General features: G+C 58.4%; 10 protein-coding genes and 4 pseudogenes. 9 read left to right on the forward strand and 5 right to left on the reverse strand.

The window, feature by feature from the left end:
• Positions 1 to 413 precede the first annotated feature (413 nt).
• Positions 414 to 594 (forward strand): annotated as a pseudogene (locus CIT26_RS36960) (N-alpha-acetyl diaminobutyric acid deacetylase DoeB); the annotation flags it as partial.
• Between the two features lie 2 nt (positions 595 to 596).
• Here the strand turns inward: CIT26_RS36960 and CIT26_RS00260 are convergent.
• Positions 597 to 1,397, reverse strand: coding sequence for an IS5 family transposase (locus CIT26_RS00260; protein WP_095490712.1), 801 nt, complete (start codon positions 1,395 to 1,397; stop codon positions 597 to 599).
• 385 nt (positions 1,398 to 1,782) lie between these two features.
• Here CIT26_RS00260 and CIT26_RS37205 point away from each other — a divergent pair.
• A pseudogene (locus CIT26_RS37205) lies at positions 1,783 to 2,039 on the forward strand (N-alpha-acetyl diaminobutyric acid deacetylase DoeB); the annotation flags it as partial.
• A 241-nt stretch (positions 2,040 to 2,280) separates the two neighbouring features.
• Positions 2,281 to 2,367 (forward strand): annotated as a pseudogene (locus tag CIT26_RS35490) (IS6 family transposase); the annotation flags it as partial.
• 64 nt (positions 2,368 to 2,431) lie between these two features.
• On the opposite strand, the gene CIT26_RS00270 reads toward CIT26_RS35490, so the two are convergent.
• The 4 genes and pseudogenes from CIT26_RS00270 to CIT26_RS00285 all read right to left on the reverse strand — a co-directional run bounded on the left by CIT26_RS00270 (position 2,432) and on the right by CIT26_RS00285 (position 6,354).
• Positions 2,432 to 3,808 carry an amidase family protein gene (locus CIT26_RS00270; RefSeq protein ID WP_095490713.1) on the reverse strand — a complete coding sequence of 459 codons (1,377 nt, stop codon included), beginning with the start codon at positions 3,806 to 3,808 and terminating at the stop codon, positions 2,432 to 2,434.
• A 360-nt stretch (positions 3,809 to 4,168) separates the two neighbouring features.
• Entirely contained in the window at positions 4,169 to 5,125 is a 957-nt protein-coding gene (gene speB, locus CIT26_RS00275; RefSeq protein WP_095490714.1) for an agmatinase, read from the reverse strand.
• Between the two features lie 133 nt (positions 5,126 to 5,258).
• A pseudogene (locus tag CIT26_RS37210) lies at positions 5,259 to 5,527 on the reverse strand (oligopeptide/dipeptide ABC transporter ATP-binding protein); the annotation flags it as partial.
• A 638-nt stretch (positions 5,528 to 6,165) separates the two neighbouring features.
• Positions 6,166 to 6,354: a hypothetical protein gene (locus CIT26_RS00285; protein ID WP_206072697.1), complete on the reverse strand. Its 189-nt coding sequence runs from the start codon at positions 6,352 to 6,354 to the stop codon at positions 6,166 to 6,168.
• 832 nt (positions 6,355 to 7,186) lie between these two features.
• Between CIT26_RS00285 and CIT26_RS00290 the strand changes: the two genes are divergently transcribed.
• The 6 genes from CIT26_RS00290 (at position 7,187) to CIT26_RS38145 (ending at position 14,392) form a co-directional block, all read left to right on the forward strand.
• Complete coding sequence (locus CIT26_RS00290; protein WP_095490715.1) at positions 7,187 to 8,788, forward strand: ABC transporter substrate-binding protein; 1,602 nt, start codon at positions 7,187 to 7,189, stop codon at positions 8,786 to 8,788.
• Positions 8,789 to 8,793: 5 nt separating this feature from the next.
• Complete coding sequence (locus CIT26_RS00295) at positions 8,794 to 9,735, forward strand: ABC transporter permease (RefSeq protein WP_095490716.1); 942 nt, start codon at positions 8,794 to 8,796, stop codon at positions 9,733 to 9,735.
• A gap of 1 nt (position 9,736) precedes the next feature.
• Positions 9,737 to 10,618 (forward strand): ABC transporter permease, encoded by an 882-nt coding sequence (locus CIT26_RS00300; protein ID WP_095490717.1) that lies wholly within the window; start codon positions 9,737 to 9,739, stop codon positions 10,616 to 10,618.
• Position 10,619: 1 nt separating this feature from the next.
• Complete coding sequence (locus CIT26_RS00305; RefSeq protein WP_095490718.1) at positions 10,620 to 11,627, forward strand: ABC transporter ATP-binding protein; 1,008 nt, start codon at positions 10,620 to 10,622, stop codon at positions 11,625 to 11,627.
• Positions 11,624 to 12,664 (forward strand): ABC transporter ATP-binding protein, encoded by a 1,041-nt coding sequence (locus CIT26_RS00310; RefSeq protein ID WP_245318923.1) that lies wholly within the window; start codon positions 11,624 to 11,626, stop codon positions 12,662 to 12,664. Before CIT26_RS00305 ends, CIT26_RS00310 begins: the two co-directional genes overlap by 4 nt.
• A gap of 507 nt (positions 12,665 to 13,171) precedes the next feature.
• Positions 13,172 to 14,392, forward strand: coding sequence for a penicillin acylase family protein (locus tag CIT26_RS38145; RefSeq protein WP_280951070.1), 1,221 nt, complete (start codon positions 13,172 to 13,174; stop codon positions 14,390 to 14,392).
• The last annotated feature ends 3 nt before the right edge of the window (positions 14,393 to 14,395 follow it).

Genomic DNA, 14,395 nt, shown 5'->3' on the forward strand with positions numbered 1-14,395 from the left:
CATTGGACCGTTTGCCGTCAGTGCTTTCATTTCAGAGCGTGATGCCTCTCTCGGCATTGAAATCCTCTCAAGCCAATCTCGTCTCAATCCGACTAAATCGCTGTTGCGCCATTTTGCGACTTGCGCTGATTCCGTAATCTCTGCTTCACCACTAAGCAGCATTTTGTAGTTTGATGCAACAAAAATCTGGCAGTTAGAGCCGCTGGGCCCGACCCGGCGTATATGCTGTTCGGTAAGCATCCCTGATCGTCATGCGCCAGAATCTTGATGATATGACCCTTGTGTGTCCACGGAAGCAGAAGATCGCAGACCCTCGACGGCTCCCTGCGCTCGACCTTCCGGCAATGGTATCCCGGAATGGCGAACGACAATCACGAACCAGACGAAACAGCTCTCGCCGCATAACCGCCCCACAGTTCCTCGAAATCGATGCCGTCGGCATGGGACGACACCGCCTCAGAGGAGATGGGCAAGGCGTTCATCACCACCGAGCTCGGCGGCGGCGGTACCACAACGGCTAAGACGGCGTTGATCGCCAAGCGAGGCGTTCGCAACGTGCTCGTCAAAGCTGGCCTTCTTAGAGTCCGTGCCGAAACTCATTGATGTCGCGCGATGCGTCGCACAAGGATCATGACGGCTGCCGCGTAGAGGAAAGCTGTTGCGGATTCGATGGTGGCCTCGGCGTCCCTCCATAGCCGCCTGTTGCGGCTGATCCAGGCAAAGAAGCGACGTCTCGGTTGCACGGCGAAGCCGACCTGATCAGGTTTTCTTTTGACGATCTCGACAGCGATCGAGGTGGCCTCGGCCACACGCGGTCCCTGATATCCAGAATCGGCGAACACCTTTCGGATAAAGGGGAATGGTCGCCGCGAGGCGTTCAGGACCGGACCGGCGCCGTCGCGATCCTGGATGCTGGCGGGATGCGGATAAAGGACGAGAGCCCGACCGTCGGTGTCGACCAGCGCATGGCGCTTGCGGCCTTTGATCTTCTTGCCGGCGTCATAGCCGCGCGGCCCGCCACTCTCGCAGGTCTTCACGGTCTGGCTGTCGATGATGGAGGCCGTGGGTGACGCCTCTCGGCCGCAACGTTCGCGATCCAGCATCAGGAGCTTGTGGTTGATCTTCTCGAACAGGCATGTGTCACGGAACAGGCAAAACCAGCGAAACACCGTGCTCCTCGGCGGAAAATCCGATGGCAGAAGACGCCACCCGATCCCGCCGCGCATGACGTAGAAGATCGCGTTTACGATCTCGCGCAATGGCCATTTGCGCGGTCGCCCCGTCGGGCGGGCCGTGGGCATGAGTGGCGCGATCAAACTCCACTCTGCATCCATCATGTCTGTTTCGTAACGCAGGCTTTCGCGATTATGCTGGCGGCGAGTAGCTGGCGTCCACATCAGGTCTCTCCAATCAGGCTTCGACAACCCGTTGGAATCACGACCGCGCCAGCTGCTCAACCCCTTCGGCGAGATCAATATTGGAGCACATATTTGTGTGGATGTAGATCCACACAAATCCAGTAGAATTAGAATAATATAATCATGGCTCAAGACGCCCGTCGCCCGCCTTTGCCTGACTAGGCAGGATACGGAAAAACGTGACACAGCTTTCCGAAGCGCTCATCGAACACCACGATCGCTAGTGATCACGACCGAATCACACCTATCCGACACAGGCGCCGACCGTTCAAAAAAGACCAAGCGCGTCCGGACGCTCTGGCCGGCAAAGCCACCGCTCCGAATTTTCGAGACGGGCTCTTAGAGGAGAATCGACAGGCGGGAGACGATCTGGCTTGACATGCCTGACGACAATTGCTTCTCGTTTGCTGAGGATGGTGGCTTGCTCGAGCCGTTGTTCGATCTCGTTGACATTGTCAAAAAGGGCGAGATGTGGCACGCATTTATCCTTTGGGACGCACGGGGATCGAGTGGTTGGAAGTGAGGGCGAAGATGGATGGCGTGCTCGCCGCACGTCACTTCCCTGGCCTCGTTAAGGCAGGCGATTGCGTTAGCGTGCTGGCGACAATCGAGCCGGCATAGATCTCACCTGTGGCAATCGACCGGGCGTACCAAGATCAAGAGTGTTCTTGGTGGGTGTGTGCCGAGCATGTTGGAATTTCTGGTATTCCTCACGGCATAGCCGACCACCTGCCACCGATAGTGGCTCGTGCCATCGCGAGATAACGACAGCGAACTTCCAAAGTGCCATGAGCAGTTTTCTCGCCAAGACCACAATCGTCGATTTCCATCGGCGACCTTACTTGGCTTGTGTGCGTTCTCGAAAGGCTTTGGCTTCTCTGGCAGTTGGATTGCAAACGACGAAAACGACCTACTTGCCCGGCTCTTCGGACTGCAAAAGTCAACAAAGCATGAAGATCAGGGTGTTCGCGGGCTCCTGCCGACAGCTTTGCGATACGCCCAACCGTACGCGTTTATCCGAGCCCCCGCGTTCTGAAAACTTCCTCAACGGCATTTGCGATGGCGAGGACACGCCTATCTTCACCATTCTTCGCCATCATCATGAAGCCAACCGGAAGCTCGCCCACCGCCTGGCAAGGAATGGTTGCCGCGCAGCAATCGAAGAAATTCCCCGGTTCGTTGTTCCTGCCGATCATGTTCTCGACTTTTTTGGCATGTTCCAGGTCGGAAAGAGCGGAAAGGAGCGGTGCAACCACTGGGACAGTTGGCATCACCACTGCATGAAAACGAGACATCACATCATGCGCGCCCAACACAATTTTGCGACGAAATGTCAAAGCCTCTGCACGGTCTTGTGGTAAAATTGAGCGTCCGGTCAACATGATATCGACCACTTCTGGTCCAATCGACTGCGCGTTTTCTTCCGCGAAGCGACCATGGCTTGCGTAAATATCGCTGTAACTTATTTTTGAAAACACCTCCCGCCAGTCACGGCGGTTGAGCTCGTCCCATGAAAATTCGGTAAGGGTTGCTCCTGCGTCCTGAAGAACACGGAGGGCGTTTTCGAATGCCGAAGCGACGGGCTGATCCAGCTCATCGAGCACAAAGTTCTGGAGAACCCCCAACGACACACCGTGAAGCGAAAACTCCGGAAGAGGACGCCATGGCTGTTTTGCAAGAACCGCGTCCATAACCGCGCAACATTTGACAGAACGCGCTATGGGACCGACGGTATCAATCGTCGTCGAAAGCGGTACGACGCCGTCGGTCGAAATTCGTCCTTCCGAGGTTTTGAAGCCGACAAGGCCGCACAGTGCAGCTGGTCCGCGTATGGATCCGCCGGTGTCAGAGCCAAGTGCTGCCACGACAGATCCGTCTGCTACTGCGGCGGCAGCGCCTGAGGATGATCCTCCAGCAAGACGGGACGGGTCGCGCGGATTGCGCGGAGTGCCGAAAACACGGTTCTCACCCGTGTTAGCGAAAGCGAACTCCGACATGTTGGATTTGCCGATGATGACCGCTCCAGCTGCCCGCAGTTGCGCCACACAATCTGCGTCTCGTTGAGCCGGCTGCGCATTCGCCAGGGAAGCAGATCCAGCCTGCGTGATGTCGCCGCGAACATCGCAATTATCCTTTACAACTATTGGAAGGCCCGCAAGCAAAGACGGCAAGAGCACACCCCGCTCGCTAAGTCGGTCTTCATAGCGAGCGGCAGCGAGTGCCTCATCCCGCCACAGCCGCGTAAGCGCGTGGCTTCCAGCACTTCTTAGGGCTTCGGCGTGATCAAGCGCCCGCTCGACCAGATCTGTGGATCTCAGGCAACCCGAAATACGTGCGTTCGCAAGCCTATCAATTGGGTCCGATGGCCTTAGCGGCGATTGTTTTGACATCGTTCTCCTCCGCGTTTTTAACGCTCATTTGTTTACCGGCCGGGTACACGAGCATCATGTCGCATGATGCAACCAAGCTGGGGTTATTTAACCGAAGTCAATTGCAAAACCTCAGGCTGAAATTGGCTGAGGTACCTGATTGTATGCGTTGGATTCTTTGTAATCCCGCGAGCAAGTGGACGCGCATGAAGAAAGCGTCTTGCAACTAGCGACGGGGATTACCGAGAGAGTGGCGCCGATTTAACATGGCGATGGATCAAGATCGGCCATCGCCGGTGCACTGCCGGCGCCATCGCAGTGGACTGTCTGGCCCCTGATGGCACCACTTAGGGTTTGCCAGGTTCATTGACATCGTCTTTCTCACCTCGCGCGGCTTCGTGCTGTCTCAGCTAAAAGACAGAGCAACTCGAAGCCGAGATGAGCTGCGTGCAGCGCGGTGATGCCGGATGAATCGACAGGAGGACAGACTTCGCAAATATCTGCGCCGATGATGTTCGCGCCGCGAAGGCCCCGCAGTATGACCATGGCATCACGCATCGAAAATCCACCCGGCTCGGGACAGCCGGTTCCTGGGCAGTAGATCGCATCCAACCCATCGATATCGAAAGATATATAGGTGGGAGCATTGCCGACAACGCGCCGCGCTTCCTCGATCACCCACGCGCGACCGCGTTCTTCGAAAACATCTGTGGTTACGAGGGTCATGCCTGCCTCGCGCGCCCACGCATGGGCTTCAGAATACCTCTCTCTGAGCCCGATCTGGATTACTCGCTTTGGATCAATCAGTCCTTCCTCAACGGCACGGCGGAAAGTCGTCCCGTGAGTGATCTTCATGCCGCGGGTTTCGTTACTGGTGTCACTATGAGCATCGAAATGCACCATACCGACATCGCCGCCGCGTAAGAGACCGCGCAGGATAGGCAGCGGAATTGTGTGATCCCCTCCAAGCACGAGCGGGAGTACACCCTTTTCCGCCAGGTTGCGGAAGCACTCGGTGATGATATCCAGGCTCTTGTCGAAATTTCGCGGGTAAACAGGCACGTCTCCGAGGTCTACGACGCGCGCCGGAGCTATGCTCTTATAACTGTCGATGGATCCTAACCCTCGGGACTCCTTGCGGATCGCGGTCGGCCCATGTCGACTTCCGCCCAGATGATACGCCGTTCCAAGGTCGAACGGGACGCCGACGATAGCGATATCAGCCTCACCACCCTGCTCCATGGGCAGAGCTCGACTCCGCATGAAGGTGGCCATTTCTGCGAAGGGCAGTGTTTGGCCATCATCCGCAGGCACAAAATCTCTGATAGTATTGGGCATGGGAGCTTCTCCTTGATATAGCCGTTATGTGGACGTTTGTCGTGTGATGCAACAAAATTCTTGTTTGGTCAAGGATTCGGCTTTGTCTGTCTCTGGCGCGCGCATGAGAGGCGACGCCCCGAGCATCTGCCACCTAACGCGGGACCTCAATGCTGCACCGATCAACCGCAAGGGGGCAACGAGGATGGAACGCGCACCCTTTGAGCGGGTGACAAGACTGGGCACCTCGCCCGCGACCGCACCGCCAACCCAGACCTGTGTCGTATCCGGCACCGCCGCTGCCGCGATTAGTGCCTCCGTATAGGGATGTACCGGCTTGCTAAAGAGGGCCTCGCTAGGGGCGAGCTCCACGATCCGCCCGGCGACGCGATGCCCGATGTGTTCCACGACGCCGAGGTCACGCCGCGCCGTTTTGAAAGATTGGAAGCTGCCGATCTTGGGCATGTTCTTCGTGAGCGCGACGAACACCCCTCCTTCCTTTGCTGATTGATGCCGCGAGATATTCCTTGATCGACAGGAGCTGACCGGAATGGATAAGTGATCGGCTGATGCCATGCTTAAAGCCAGGGATGAAGCCAAGCATGAGGGACCATACCGGCGGATTTAGCTGATTACAGGACGGCGCCGGCGGCTCCGAAAACGTTGGTAAAAACTTGCTTAATCGGCATGGCCGGATGGGCGGCATAAGGCAGAGCTTTTTAGCGTGGCGCCGCGGGTATCGACGTTGACGAGCGCTTCGAGTCCGATGGCGACGTGCGCTAAAGACGCGTTTGGCTAAGCCGCAGGCGCGAACGGCGTTCTCTACGGGTATCGAATGGTGCTGCCCGTCCAAGGAAAAGGATTGCACAGTGGCGTGGATGCAAGGGCGGCGGGAGTGCGGGTGACAAAAGCAGTGCGCTTCTTTCATGACGTATCCCGCGGCGGTCGTGTGACGCCGTCGTAGGTTCCTTAAGCGTCTTCGGCGTTCCTTGGCCATGTCATCGGCATCAGGACCGGCCTTGCTAACGTTTGATGTTGGCGGGTGATCTCCTAGACTAAGACTAGAGCCGTATCTGCGTCGGCACCGACATGCGCATGGAAGCCATGAACCGCAGGTCGGCCTGGTGCTTGACCCAGCAGCCCTCACCATCGTCCTCGCTGGCCGAGGCCTTGGTCGTTGCATCGACCAGCGTGCCGGTCTTGACCTGGATCGCCTGTGCCTTGAGCTGGTGGGTTATCTGCGCGAACAAGACCTTATCCAATCCCTGACCAGGGCCTTTCGGGCAACAACAACAGCGGCCGCCAGGCCGGTTCGCCCTTGGTAGCACTGGAGATCATCCCGAGGGCGCCATCGATCGGTGCCCAGTCGATCAGCATGACAAGTGCATCCAGCAAGTACGACTTACCGCGTTCAACTACAAAGCCAAACTTCTCCTGACCTATCCGCCGATACCCGCTTGCAGGTCTCATAAGGCCACGTCCTCAAATCATCAAACTCTTTTGGGGACTTGTTGCAACAAATATGCGATAGAACCTGCAAGATCTGCTTCGTTCACCTGAAGGTCGGCAATACGCAACCTAGATGGCCGTCGCCGATACGCGTTTGAAGTTATCGCATCAGCCCAGTTCCGTCTTTTCTCTAGGCTCGCCCCTTGACAAATCCGCAAGAGTGTTGCAACAAATCACATCAATGAAAAAAGCGATGTGCGGCGCCGAAGATTCCCCACGACGCCGTTGCCATCGGTCGATTGCCGATCACCTGTTGTCTCGGTCTACCTGCTTACGCATGTACGGCCTCAAAAATTGGGATTAACCGCATGTCTGAAATGTCCCAACCCTATCGCATTCTTGTCGCCCACCTTAGCCACGAATCCAATAGGCGGAACCCTCTGGTTACCGGGGAAGAGCCCTTCGTGGTTGAACGTGGCCACGATATTCTATGATCGCCATCTGGCGGGCCGACACGATGTTCCCACTCCAGAAATCGACGATCGTCAGCATTCTGTCGGCACTCTATATAAGATTGCAGCTACGGCTTTTGGATAAAACACCGAGAAATCAAAAACAGAGGAGGAATAAAATATGACAATCACTCGACGCTACTTGATGAAGGCAGGCATGGCCGCTGGGACGGCGCTAGCAATGCCATCGATCCTTCGGGCGCAGACATCACCAGATGCCGCTCGGACGGTTCGGATGGTAATGCCAGATCTGACTATCTTCGATCCACTCTTGTCCATTTCTGACCAGACCTACATGCATAGCCTTGCGGTCTACGACACGCTATTTGCACTCGACGCCAAGCTTGTGCCGCAACCGCAAATGGTCGGAAAGTGGGAGATTTCCGAGGACAAAAAAACCTATACGTTCGAACTCCGGGATGGCCTACAATTCCATGACGGCACTCCCGTTACTGCGGCGGACTGCATAGCATCAATCCGTCGCTGGGGCCAAGTCGATGGTGGTGGAAAACTGATCATGGAGCGGACCAGCGATATCGCAAAAAGAGACGAAAAAACGTTCACCATCGCTCTCAAGGAACCGTTGGGGATTCTGCTCGACTTGCTGGCGGCTGGGACAAATTTTCTTTCTATCATGCGCGAGAAGGATGCAGGTCGTCCCGCTACCGAGCAGGTGACCTCGAATATTGGGTCTGGGCCATTTAGATTCAATGAGAACCTTGTTCGGCCGGGCGCGAGCTTCACCTACGACCGCAATGAAAAGTATATCCCCCGTCAAGAGCCTGCCGAGGGCCTCGCAGGCGGGAAGGTCGTCAAAGTCGATCGAGTTGAATGGCAGGTCATTACCGATCAGCAAACTGCGTTGGCCGCGTTGCAGGCGGGTGAGACTGATTTCGTTTTGTCTCCTGCCCCAGATCTTTATCCGGTAATCGAAAATGACCCCAATCTTGAACTCCAGGTTCTAAATACGTCTGGCAGTGACCTTTATATACGCATGAATTTTTTACAGCCGCCGTTCAACAACGTAAAAGCGCGCCAAGCGATGCTTCACCTGATCGACCAGGAAGCATTCTTACGGGTCATGGCCCCTGATTCTAGATTTGCACACCCAGTCACCTCACTGTTTGGAAACAGTACCCCGTATTCCAATGACGAAAATACGGGGTGGTACAAGAAGGGTGGAGATCCGGAGCGGGCAAAACAGCTATTGCAGGAAGCCGGGTATGCCGGCGAGAAGGTTTTTATATTCCAGATTACGGACTGGGCGGCGGCCAGCAATGCCGCGCTCCTTTTGGCCGACACGCTGCGCAAGATCGGGGTCAATGTCGAGCTTGGGGCGATGTCCTTCGGTGAGTTCACAACGCGTCGGGCGAATAAGGGGCCGGTCGAAAATGGGGGCTGGAGCATCTTCATCTCGGACTGGTCCGACTACAACTTCGGCGATCCAATCGGAACCTCCTTCATGTTCGCAAATGGCGACAAAGCTTGGTGGGGCTGGCCAAAGAGCGATGAATACGAAGCTCTCCGGGCAAAATGGGTAGTCGCCGAAACGCTCGAGAAACGCCAAGCACTGGCCCGGGAGATGCAAGGGGTTTGGTGGGACTTCGTTGGCGCCGTGATGCTGGGGCAGATTGTCCAGCCAGTAGCGCACCGGAAGGCGCTAACGGGTCTAATCGCGGTACCTGATTCACGTTTCCCGATGTGGAACATGCAGAAGGCCTGAGCGCAATGGCTATCTACATTCTGCGCAGAATGGTCTCGACCATCGCCGTCATGGTGATGGTCGGGATGTTTGTCTTCCTGCTTCTCAGGCTGGCGCCAGGCGATCCAGCGGCGATTATCGCCGGCAAGTCGGCCACGGCGGAGATGATCGCCGGCATTCGCGAACAGCTGGGCTTGAACGATCCCCTGCCGGTTCAGTTCGTACATTGGGCCTTCGGCATCCTCCGCGGTGATTTAGGCATCTCAATTTTTTCTGGGCGACCGGTTCTCGAACTCATCTCGCAGCGGCTTGAACCCACCCTTTCCCTGTCGATCCTGACGATGATCCTTTCGGTGTTGGTCGGGGTCTCTTTCGGCATCCTTGCCGCGTGGCGATCTGGCGGTTTCGTCGACCGCCTCCTCACGGCCTTTTCGGCATTTGGTTATTCCGTCCCGGTCTTTGTCATCGGCTATTTCCTCATATACTTCTTCGCTATCCGGATGCACTGGCTGCCGGTGCAGGGGTATGCCCCGATCGGTGAGGGTCTCGGGCCTTGGTTTGTGCACCTGGTCCTGCCCACCGTGGCGTTAAGTCTTGGCTTCATTGCATTCATCGCCCGGGTTACGCGGGCGAGCATGCTCGAGGTTCTGTCGGAAGACTATATGCGAACGGCCGCCGCCAAAGGCGCTTCGTCCTATGCCATGCTTTTCCACCATGCCCTGAAGAATGCCGGCGTCCCGATCCTGACCGTCATCGGCCTAAGCTTTGCCTGGCTCATTGGCGGGGTTGTCCTCACGGAAACGGTGTTCAACATACCCGGTATCGGTCGTCTGGTCGTGGATGCGATCAACAACCGCGACTATCCCATCATTCAGAGTGTGCTCATCCTGACTTCGGGTTTGTACGTCCTTATCAACCTCACGGTCGATCTGGCGTACACCCTGATCGATCCCCGGATCCGGTACTGATATGACCCTCCTCTCCGCACCAGTTAAAGCCGCGCCGATCGGTCGGCTGCGACTATCTGAGATTCCCCGTCTGGCAAGGCGGCATCCGCTGGTCCTTGCAGGCGGCGGGCTCCTGGCGCTCCTGATCATTCTGGCGCTGGCCGCCCCGCTTTACGCTGGCGATCCGGTGAACATGGATCCGTTCAAGCGCCTCCAGCCGCCTTCTGCCGAGATGTGGTTCGGGAGCGACAATCTGGGCCGGGACGTGTTTGCGCGAACGATCTTCGGTGCCCGCATCTCCCTCGTGGTCGGGCTGCTGTCGGCAGCGAGCGCGGCCGTGGTCGGGCTACTGATTGGTGTCGTCGCAGGCTACAGCCGCGGCTTCGACAACATCGTCATGCGGATCATGGACGGCCTGATGTCGATCCCGACGATTCTGCTGGCCATTGCGCTCATCTCTCTGACGGGACCCGGAATCGGCATCCTCATCGTTGCGATCGCAATCCCGGAGACGCCAGCCGTCGCGCGGCTGGTCCGTTCGGTGGTGCTGGGGGTTCGCGAGCGTCCCTATGTGGAGGCCGCGCTCTGCGGCGGTGCGCGCCTGCCCAAGGTGCTGTGGCGGCATATCCTGCCGAGTACCATTCCTGCGCTGATGGTCCAGGGCGCTACTGTCTGCGCCAGCGCGATCCTGACCGAAGCCGGGCTGAGTTTCCTTGGCGTCGGTGTGCCGCCCGAGATCCCCAGTTGGGGCAACATGATCGCCAGTTCGCGCCTGTATCTCGCCATCGCCCCATTGACGATCTTCGCCCCCGGTATCTGCCTTGCCGTCACGGTCCTTGCCGTCAACCTGCTTGGCGACGGCCTGCGCGATATGTTCGATCCCCGCGCGAAGCGGAGGCGCTGACATGCTGATGCGAGAATTCGCGGGCGATGACGTCCTGCTTGATGTCCGAGACCTTGAGACGCACTTTTACGGCGAGGAAAGCGTCACCCGTGCCTTGGGCGGCATCAGCTTCCAGGTGAAGAAAGGCGAAACGGTCGGTGTCGTCGGTGAATCCGGATGCGGGAAGAGCGTCACCGCCCTTTCCATTCTTCGCCTGCTGCCGAAGCTGAGCGCCAAGACCGTCGGCGGCGAGGTCCGCTTTCACGGACGCGACATCCTGGAGCTGTCCGATCGGGAGATGCGAAAGATCCGCGGCGACCAGATCGCCATGATCTTCCAGGAGCCTATGACGAGCCTGAATCCGGTCTACACGGTCGGCCACCAGATCGCCGAGGCGGTTCAGATCCACACCAAGGCCTCGCGGCCCGTTGCCATGGCAAAGGCCGAAGAGATGCTCCGTCTCGTCCGCATCGCGGACCCCGAGCGCCGTGTCAGCAACTATCCTCATGAAATGTCAGGCGGCATGCGCCAACGCGTCATGATCGCCATGGCTCTTGCCTGCTCGCCGGAACTGTTGATCGCCGACGAGCCGACGACGGCGCTCGACGTCACCATCCAGGCGCAGATCCTGCGGCTGATCGTTGACCTGAAAGACCGCATGGGAGCGGCCGTGATGTTCATCACGCATGATCTGGGCGTTGTCGCCGAGACATGCCAACGCGTGATTGTTATGTACGCCGGCCGGATCGTTGAGCAGGCGAACGTGGTAGATCTTTTTGCGCGTCCGGCGCATCCCTACACTCAGGGCCTCATGCGATCGGTGCCTGATCCGCGGCGGGGCCGTCAGCGCCGCCTTCCAGAAATCCCCGGCATCGTGCCAAACCTGCGCGAGCCCATTGTCGGCTGCAGCTTCGCGCCTCGCTGCCCCTTCGCGATCGATATTTGCCGCGAGAAGAGGCCCCCCCTGCGTGACGTCGGGTCGAGCCACGCCGCGGCTTGCTGGCGCGCCGAAGAGGTGATGGGCGCATGACCGGTCCCTTGCTGAAAGTCGAGAATCTGACCAAGCATTATCCGCTCGGTGCGGGGTTCCTGAAGAAGACCATTCCGACGATCCGGGCGGTGGAGGATGTATCCTTCACCGTCGAGGCAGGCGAGACGCTTTGCATCGTCGGCGAATCCGGCTGCGGCAAGTCCACTGTCGCGCGGCTATTGATGCGGCTCGTGGATCCGACCGGCGGACGAGTGCTGATCGATGGCACCGATATTGCTGGCCTCAGAAAGCAGGAGCTTCGCGCGCATCGCCGTCGGATGCAGATGGTGTTTCAGGATCCTTACTCGTCGCTGAACCCGCGCCTCACCGCCGGACAGATCATCACCGAACCTGTCGAGAATTTCGAACGTCTGACCCGCAAGCAGCGCAACGCCCTTGCTGCTGACCTTCTCCAAAAGGTTGGCATGGCGCCCGAAATGATGCACAGGCTCCCGTCCGAATTGTCGGGCGGTCAGCGCCAGCGGCTCGGCATTGCCCGCGCCCTGTCGCTTAACCCCTCGCTCATCATCGCCGACGAAGCTGTGTCAGCCCTTGACGTCTCCGTGCAGGCGCAGATTCTGAATCTGCTTCTGGATCTCCAGCAGCAGATGGGCCTCGCCTTCGTCTTCATCTCGCATGACCTCGGCGTCGTGGAGCATATCGCGCATCGCGTTGCCGTCATGTATCTCGGGCGGATCGTGGAGCTCGCCCCGAGCGAGGCGCTCTTCGCGAAACCGGTCCATCCCTACACCGAGGCGCTGCTCGCGGCGGCACCCGTGCCGGATCCCACGCGGGTTCGGCTCGAGGCGCCTGTCGAGGGCGAGGTGCCAAGCCCGATCAATCCGCCGACCGGGTGCGCGTTCCACCCGCGTTGCCCGCTCGCGGTCGAGCGATGCCGCATTGAGGTACCCCCTTTGGTGCCGATGGCAGACGGACGGGTCGTGGCTTGTCATGTGCGCGCTCCGGCGACTGAGAGTCCCGGCCCCCGCCTGCGGCAACCAAATCGTCGACACACTGTCCCTGAAGCAAATGCATGAGAATACCGAGGCCATCTCGTTATGCATCGTCTCCACTTCCAGATCCAAGTATAGCGCGTACTGCAGTTATGAACACAATTATCGCCCCGCGTATGAATTAAAATTCAAAGATTCCCTTGGGTAGTTGCTGGAGCTTTGCTGTGTTGTTGTTACAAAATACTGTATCGTGTGCGGATTTACTTTTGCTATGTTTAGGATATTTATGATGATGTTGCGTGAAAATCAGGAGGAGAGCGCCTCTTTGCTTGGCGCCCAGTCCGTAAAATTGTTCGGCCACAGCTGCCACGTTATCCGGGATGGGACCAGCCGTGTCAGAGTCGAGCGCGATCCGTTGCCGAGCTACGTCCTCAAAGGCGAAAGCGCCTAAATTGTCGACGTTGACCGGCAGCGTTTTCTCGACCTCAGTAACAATCTCACCACCCTAATCCATGGGCATGGGTTTGATCCGGTGATGGATGGCGCTGGTTGCCAGACCCGAATTTGGAGATACCATGTGATGGACAGGCCATGACCGATACCCCTGCGAACGAAACCATCCGGCTGGCCGGCCTTGAGGCCGAGGCCGAGATCCGCATCGACCACTGGGGCATTCCGCATATCAGGGCGGCAAGCGAACAGGATCTGTTCTTGCTGCAGGGGTTCAACGCCGCCCGTGACCGGCTCTGGCAGCTCGATCTGTGGCGCAAGCGTGGCCTCGGCCTCCTCGCCGCGGATTTTGGCCCCGGCTACCTGGCCCAAGACCATGCCGCCCGGCATTTCCTCTACCGCGGCGACCTGGGTCCGGAATGGACAGCCTACGCGCCGGATACGGAAGAGATTTGCACCGCATTCACCGCCGGCATCAATGCCTATGTCGCGCTCTGCGAAGCGGAGCCCGGTCGCCTGCCGCCCGAATTTGCTCTGTTCGGTACGAAGCCAGCCTGGTGGCAGCCTTCCGATGTTGTCCGCGTCCGCACCAACGCGCTGATCGGCAACGGGCTGTCGGAGATCCTGCGCGCCAACATCATGGCGCTGGCTGATGCCGAGACGGATCTGATGCGCTGCGAGATCGACCCGCCCGTCCGACCGAAGGCGTCCGCAGGCATTTCGCTGGCCGATATTCCGCTTGCCGCAACGCGCCTCCTCAAGCTTGCGACCGCGCCGGTCACCTTCGACAAGGCCCGCATTGCCGTTACCTTGGACGACATCTGGAAGTGGACCGAGGTGATCGATCTCGGCGATGTCATCCAGGCAAAGATGGAAGAAGGCTCCAACAACTGGGCCGTCCACGGCTCCCGAACCGAAAGCGCCCGGCCGATCCTCGCGAGCGATCCGCACCGGGCGCATGCCGTGCCATCGCTACGTTACCTCGTGCACCTGGAAGCGCCGGGCCTCAATGTTATAGGCACGGGCGAGCCGACCGCGCCGGGCGTCTCCCTCGGCCACAATGAGAAGATCGCCTTCGGTCTCACGATCTTCGGGGCCGACCAGGAAGACATATATGTCTACGAGACGAAGGGCGGCGATCCGGATTCCTACCGCAATGGCGATCTTTGGGAGAAGATTACCCGCATCGAAGAGGCCTTTCCGGTCAAGGGCTTTGCCGACCAGACGCTGACGCTCTCCTTCACCCGACACGGTCCGATCCTGTACGAGAATTCAAAGAAGCGGCTGGTGATCGCTATACGCTCCGTTTGGCTGTCGCCGGGCTCGGCCGCGTATCTCGGCAGCCTATCCTACCTGCGGTAGCAA

It is taken from the genome of Mesorhizobium temperatum (assembly GCF_002284575.1).
GTDB lineage: Bacteria > Pseudomonadota > Alphaproteobacteria > Rhizobiales > Rhizobiaceae > Mesorhizobium > Mesorhizobium temperatum.

Excerpts from the sequence above, each read along its gene's own strand:
- CIT26_RS00300 (WP_095490717.1), top strand. The coding sequence starts at position 9,737 with ATGACCCTCCTCTCCGCACCAGTTAAAGCCGCGCCGATCGGTCGGCTG.
- CIT26_RS00290 (WP_095490715.1), top strand. The coding sequence starts at position 7,187 with ATGACAATCACTCGACGCTACTTGATGAAGGCAGGCATGGCCGCTGGG.
- CIT26_RS00305 (WP_095490718.1), top strand. The coding sequence starts at position 10,620 with ATGCTGATGCGAGAATTCGCGGGCGATGACGTCCTGCTTGATGTCCGA.
- CIT26_RS00260 (WP_095490712.1), bottom strand. The coding sequence starts at position 1,397 with ATGTGGACGCCAGCTACTCGCCGCCAGCATAATCGCGAAAGCCTGCGT.
- CIT26_RS00310 (WP_245318923.1), top strand. The coding sequence starts at position 11,624 with ATGACCGGTCCCTTGCTGAAAGTCGAGAATCTGACCAAGCATTATCCG.
- CIT26_RS38145 (WP_280951070.1), top strand. The coding sequence starts at position 13,172 with ATGACCGATACCCCTGCGAACGAAACCATCCGGCTGGCCGGCCTTGAG.
- CIT26_RS00270 (WP_095490713.1), bottom strand. The coding sequence starts at position 3,808 with ATGTCAAAACAATCGCCGCTAAGGCCATCGGACCCAATTGATAGGCTT.
- speB (WP_095490714.1), bottom strand. The coding sequence starts at position 5,125 with ATGCCCAATACTATCAGAGATTTTGTGCCTGCGGATGATGGCCAAACA.
- CIT26_RS00295 (WP_095490716.1), top strand. The coding sequence starts at position 8,794 with ATGGCTATCTACATTCTGCGCAGAATGGTCTCGACCATCGCCGTCATG.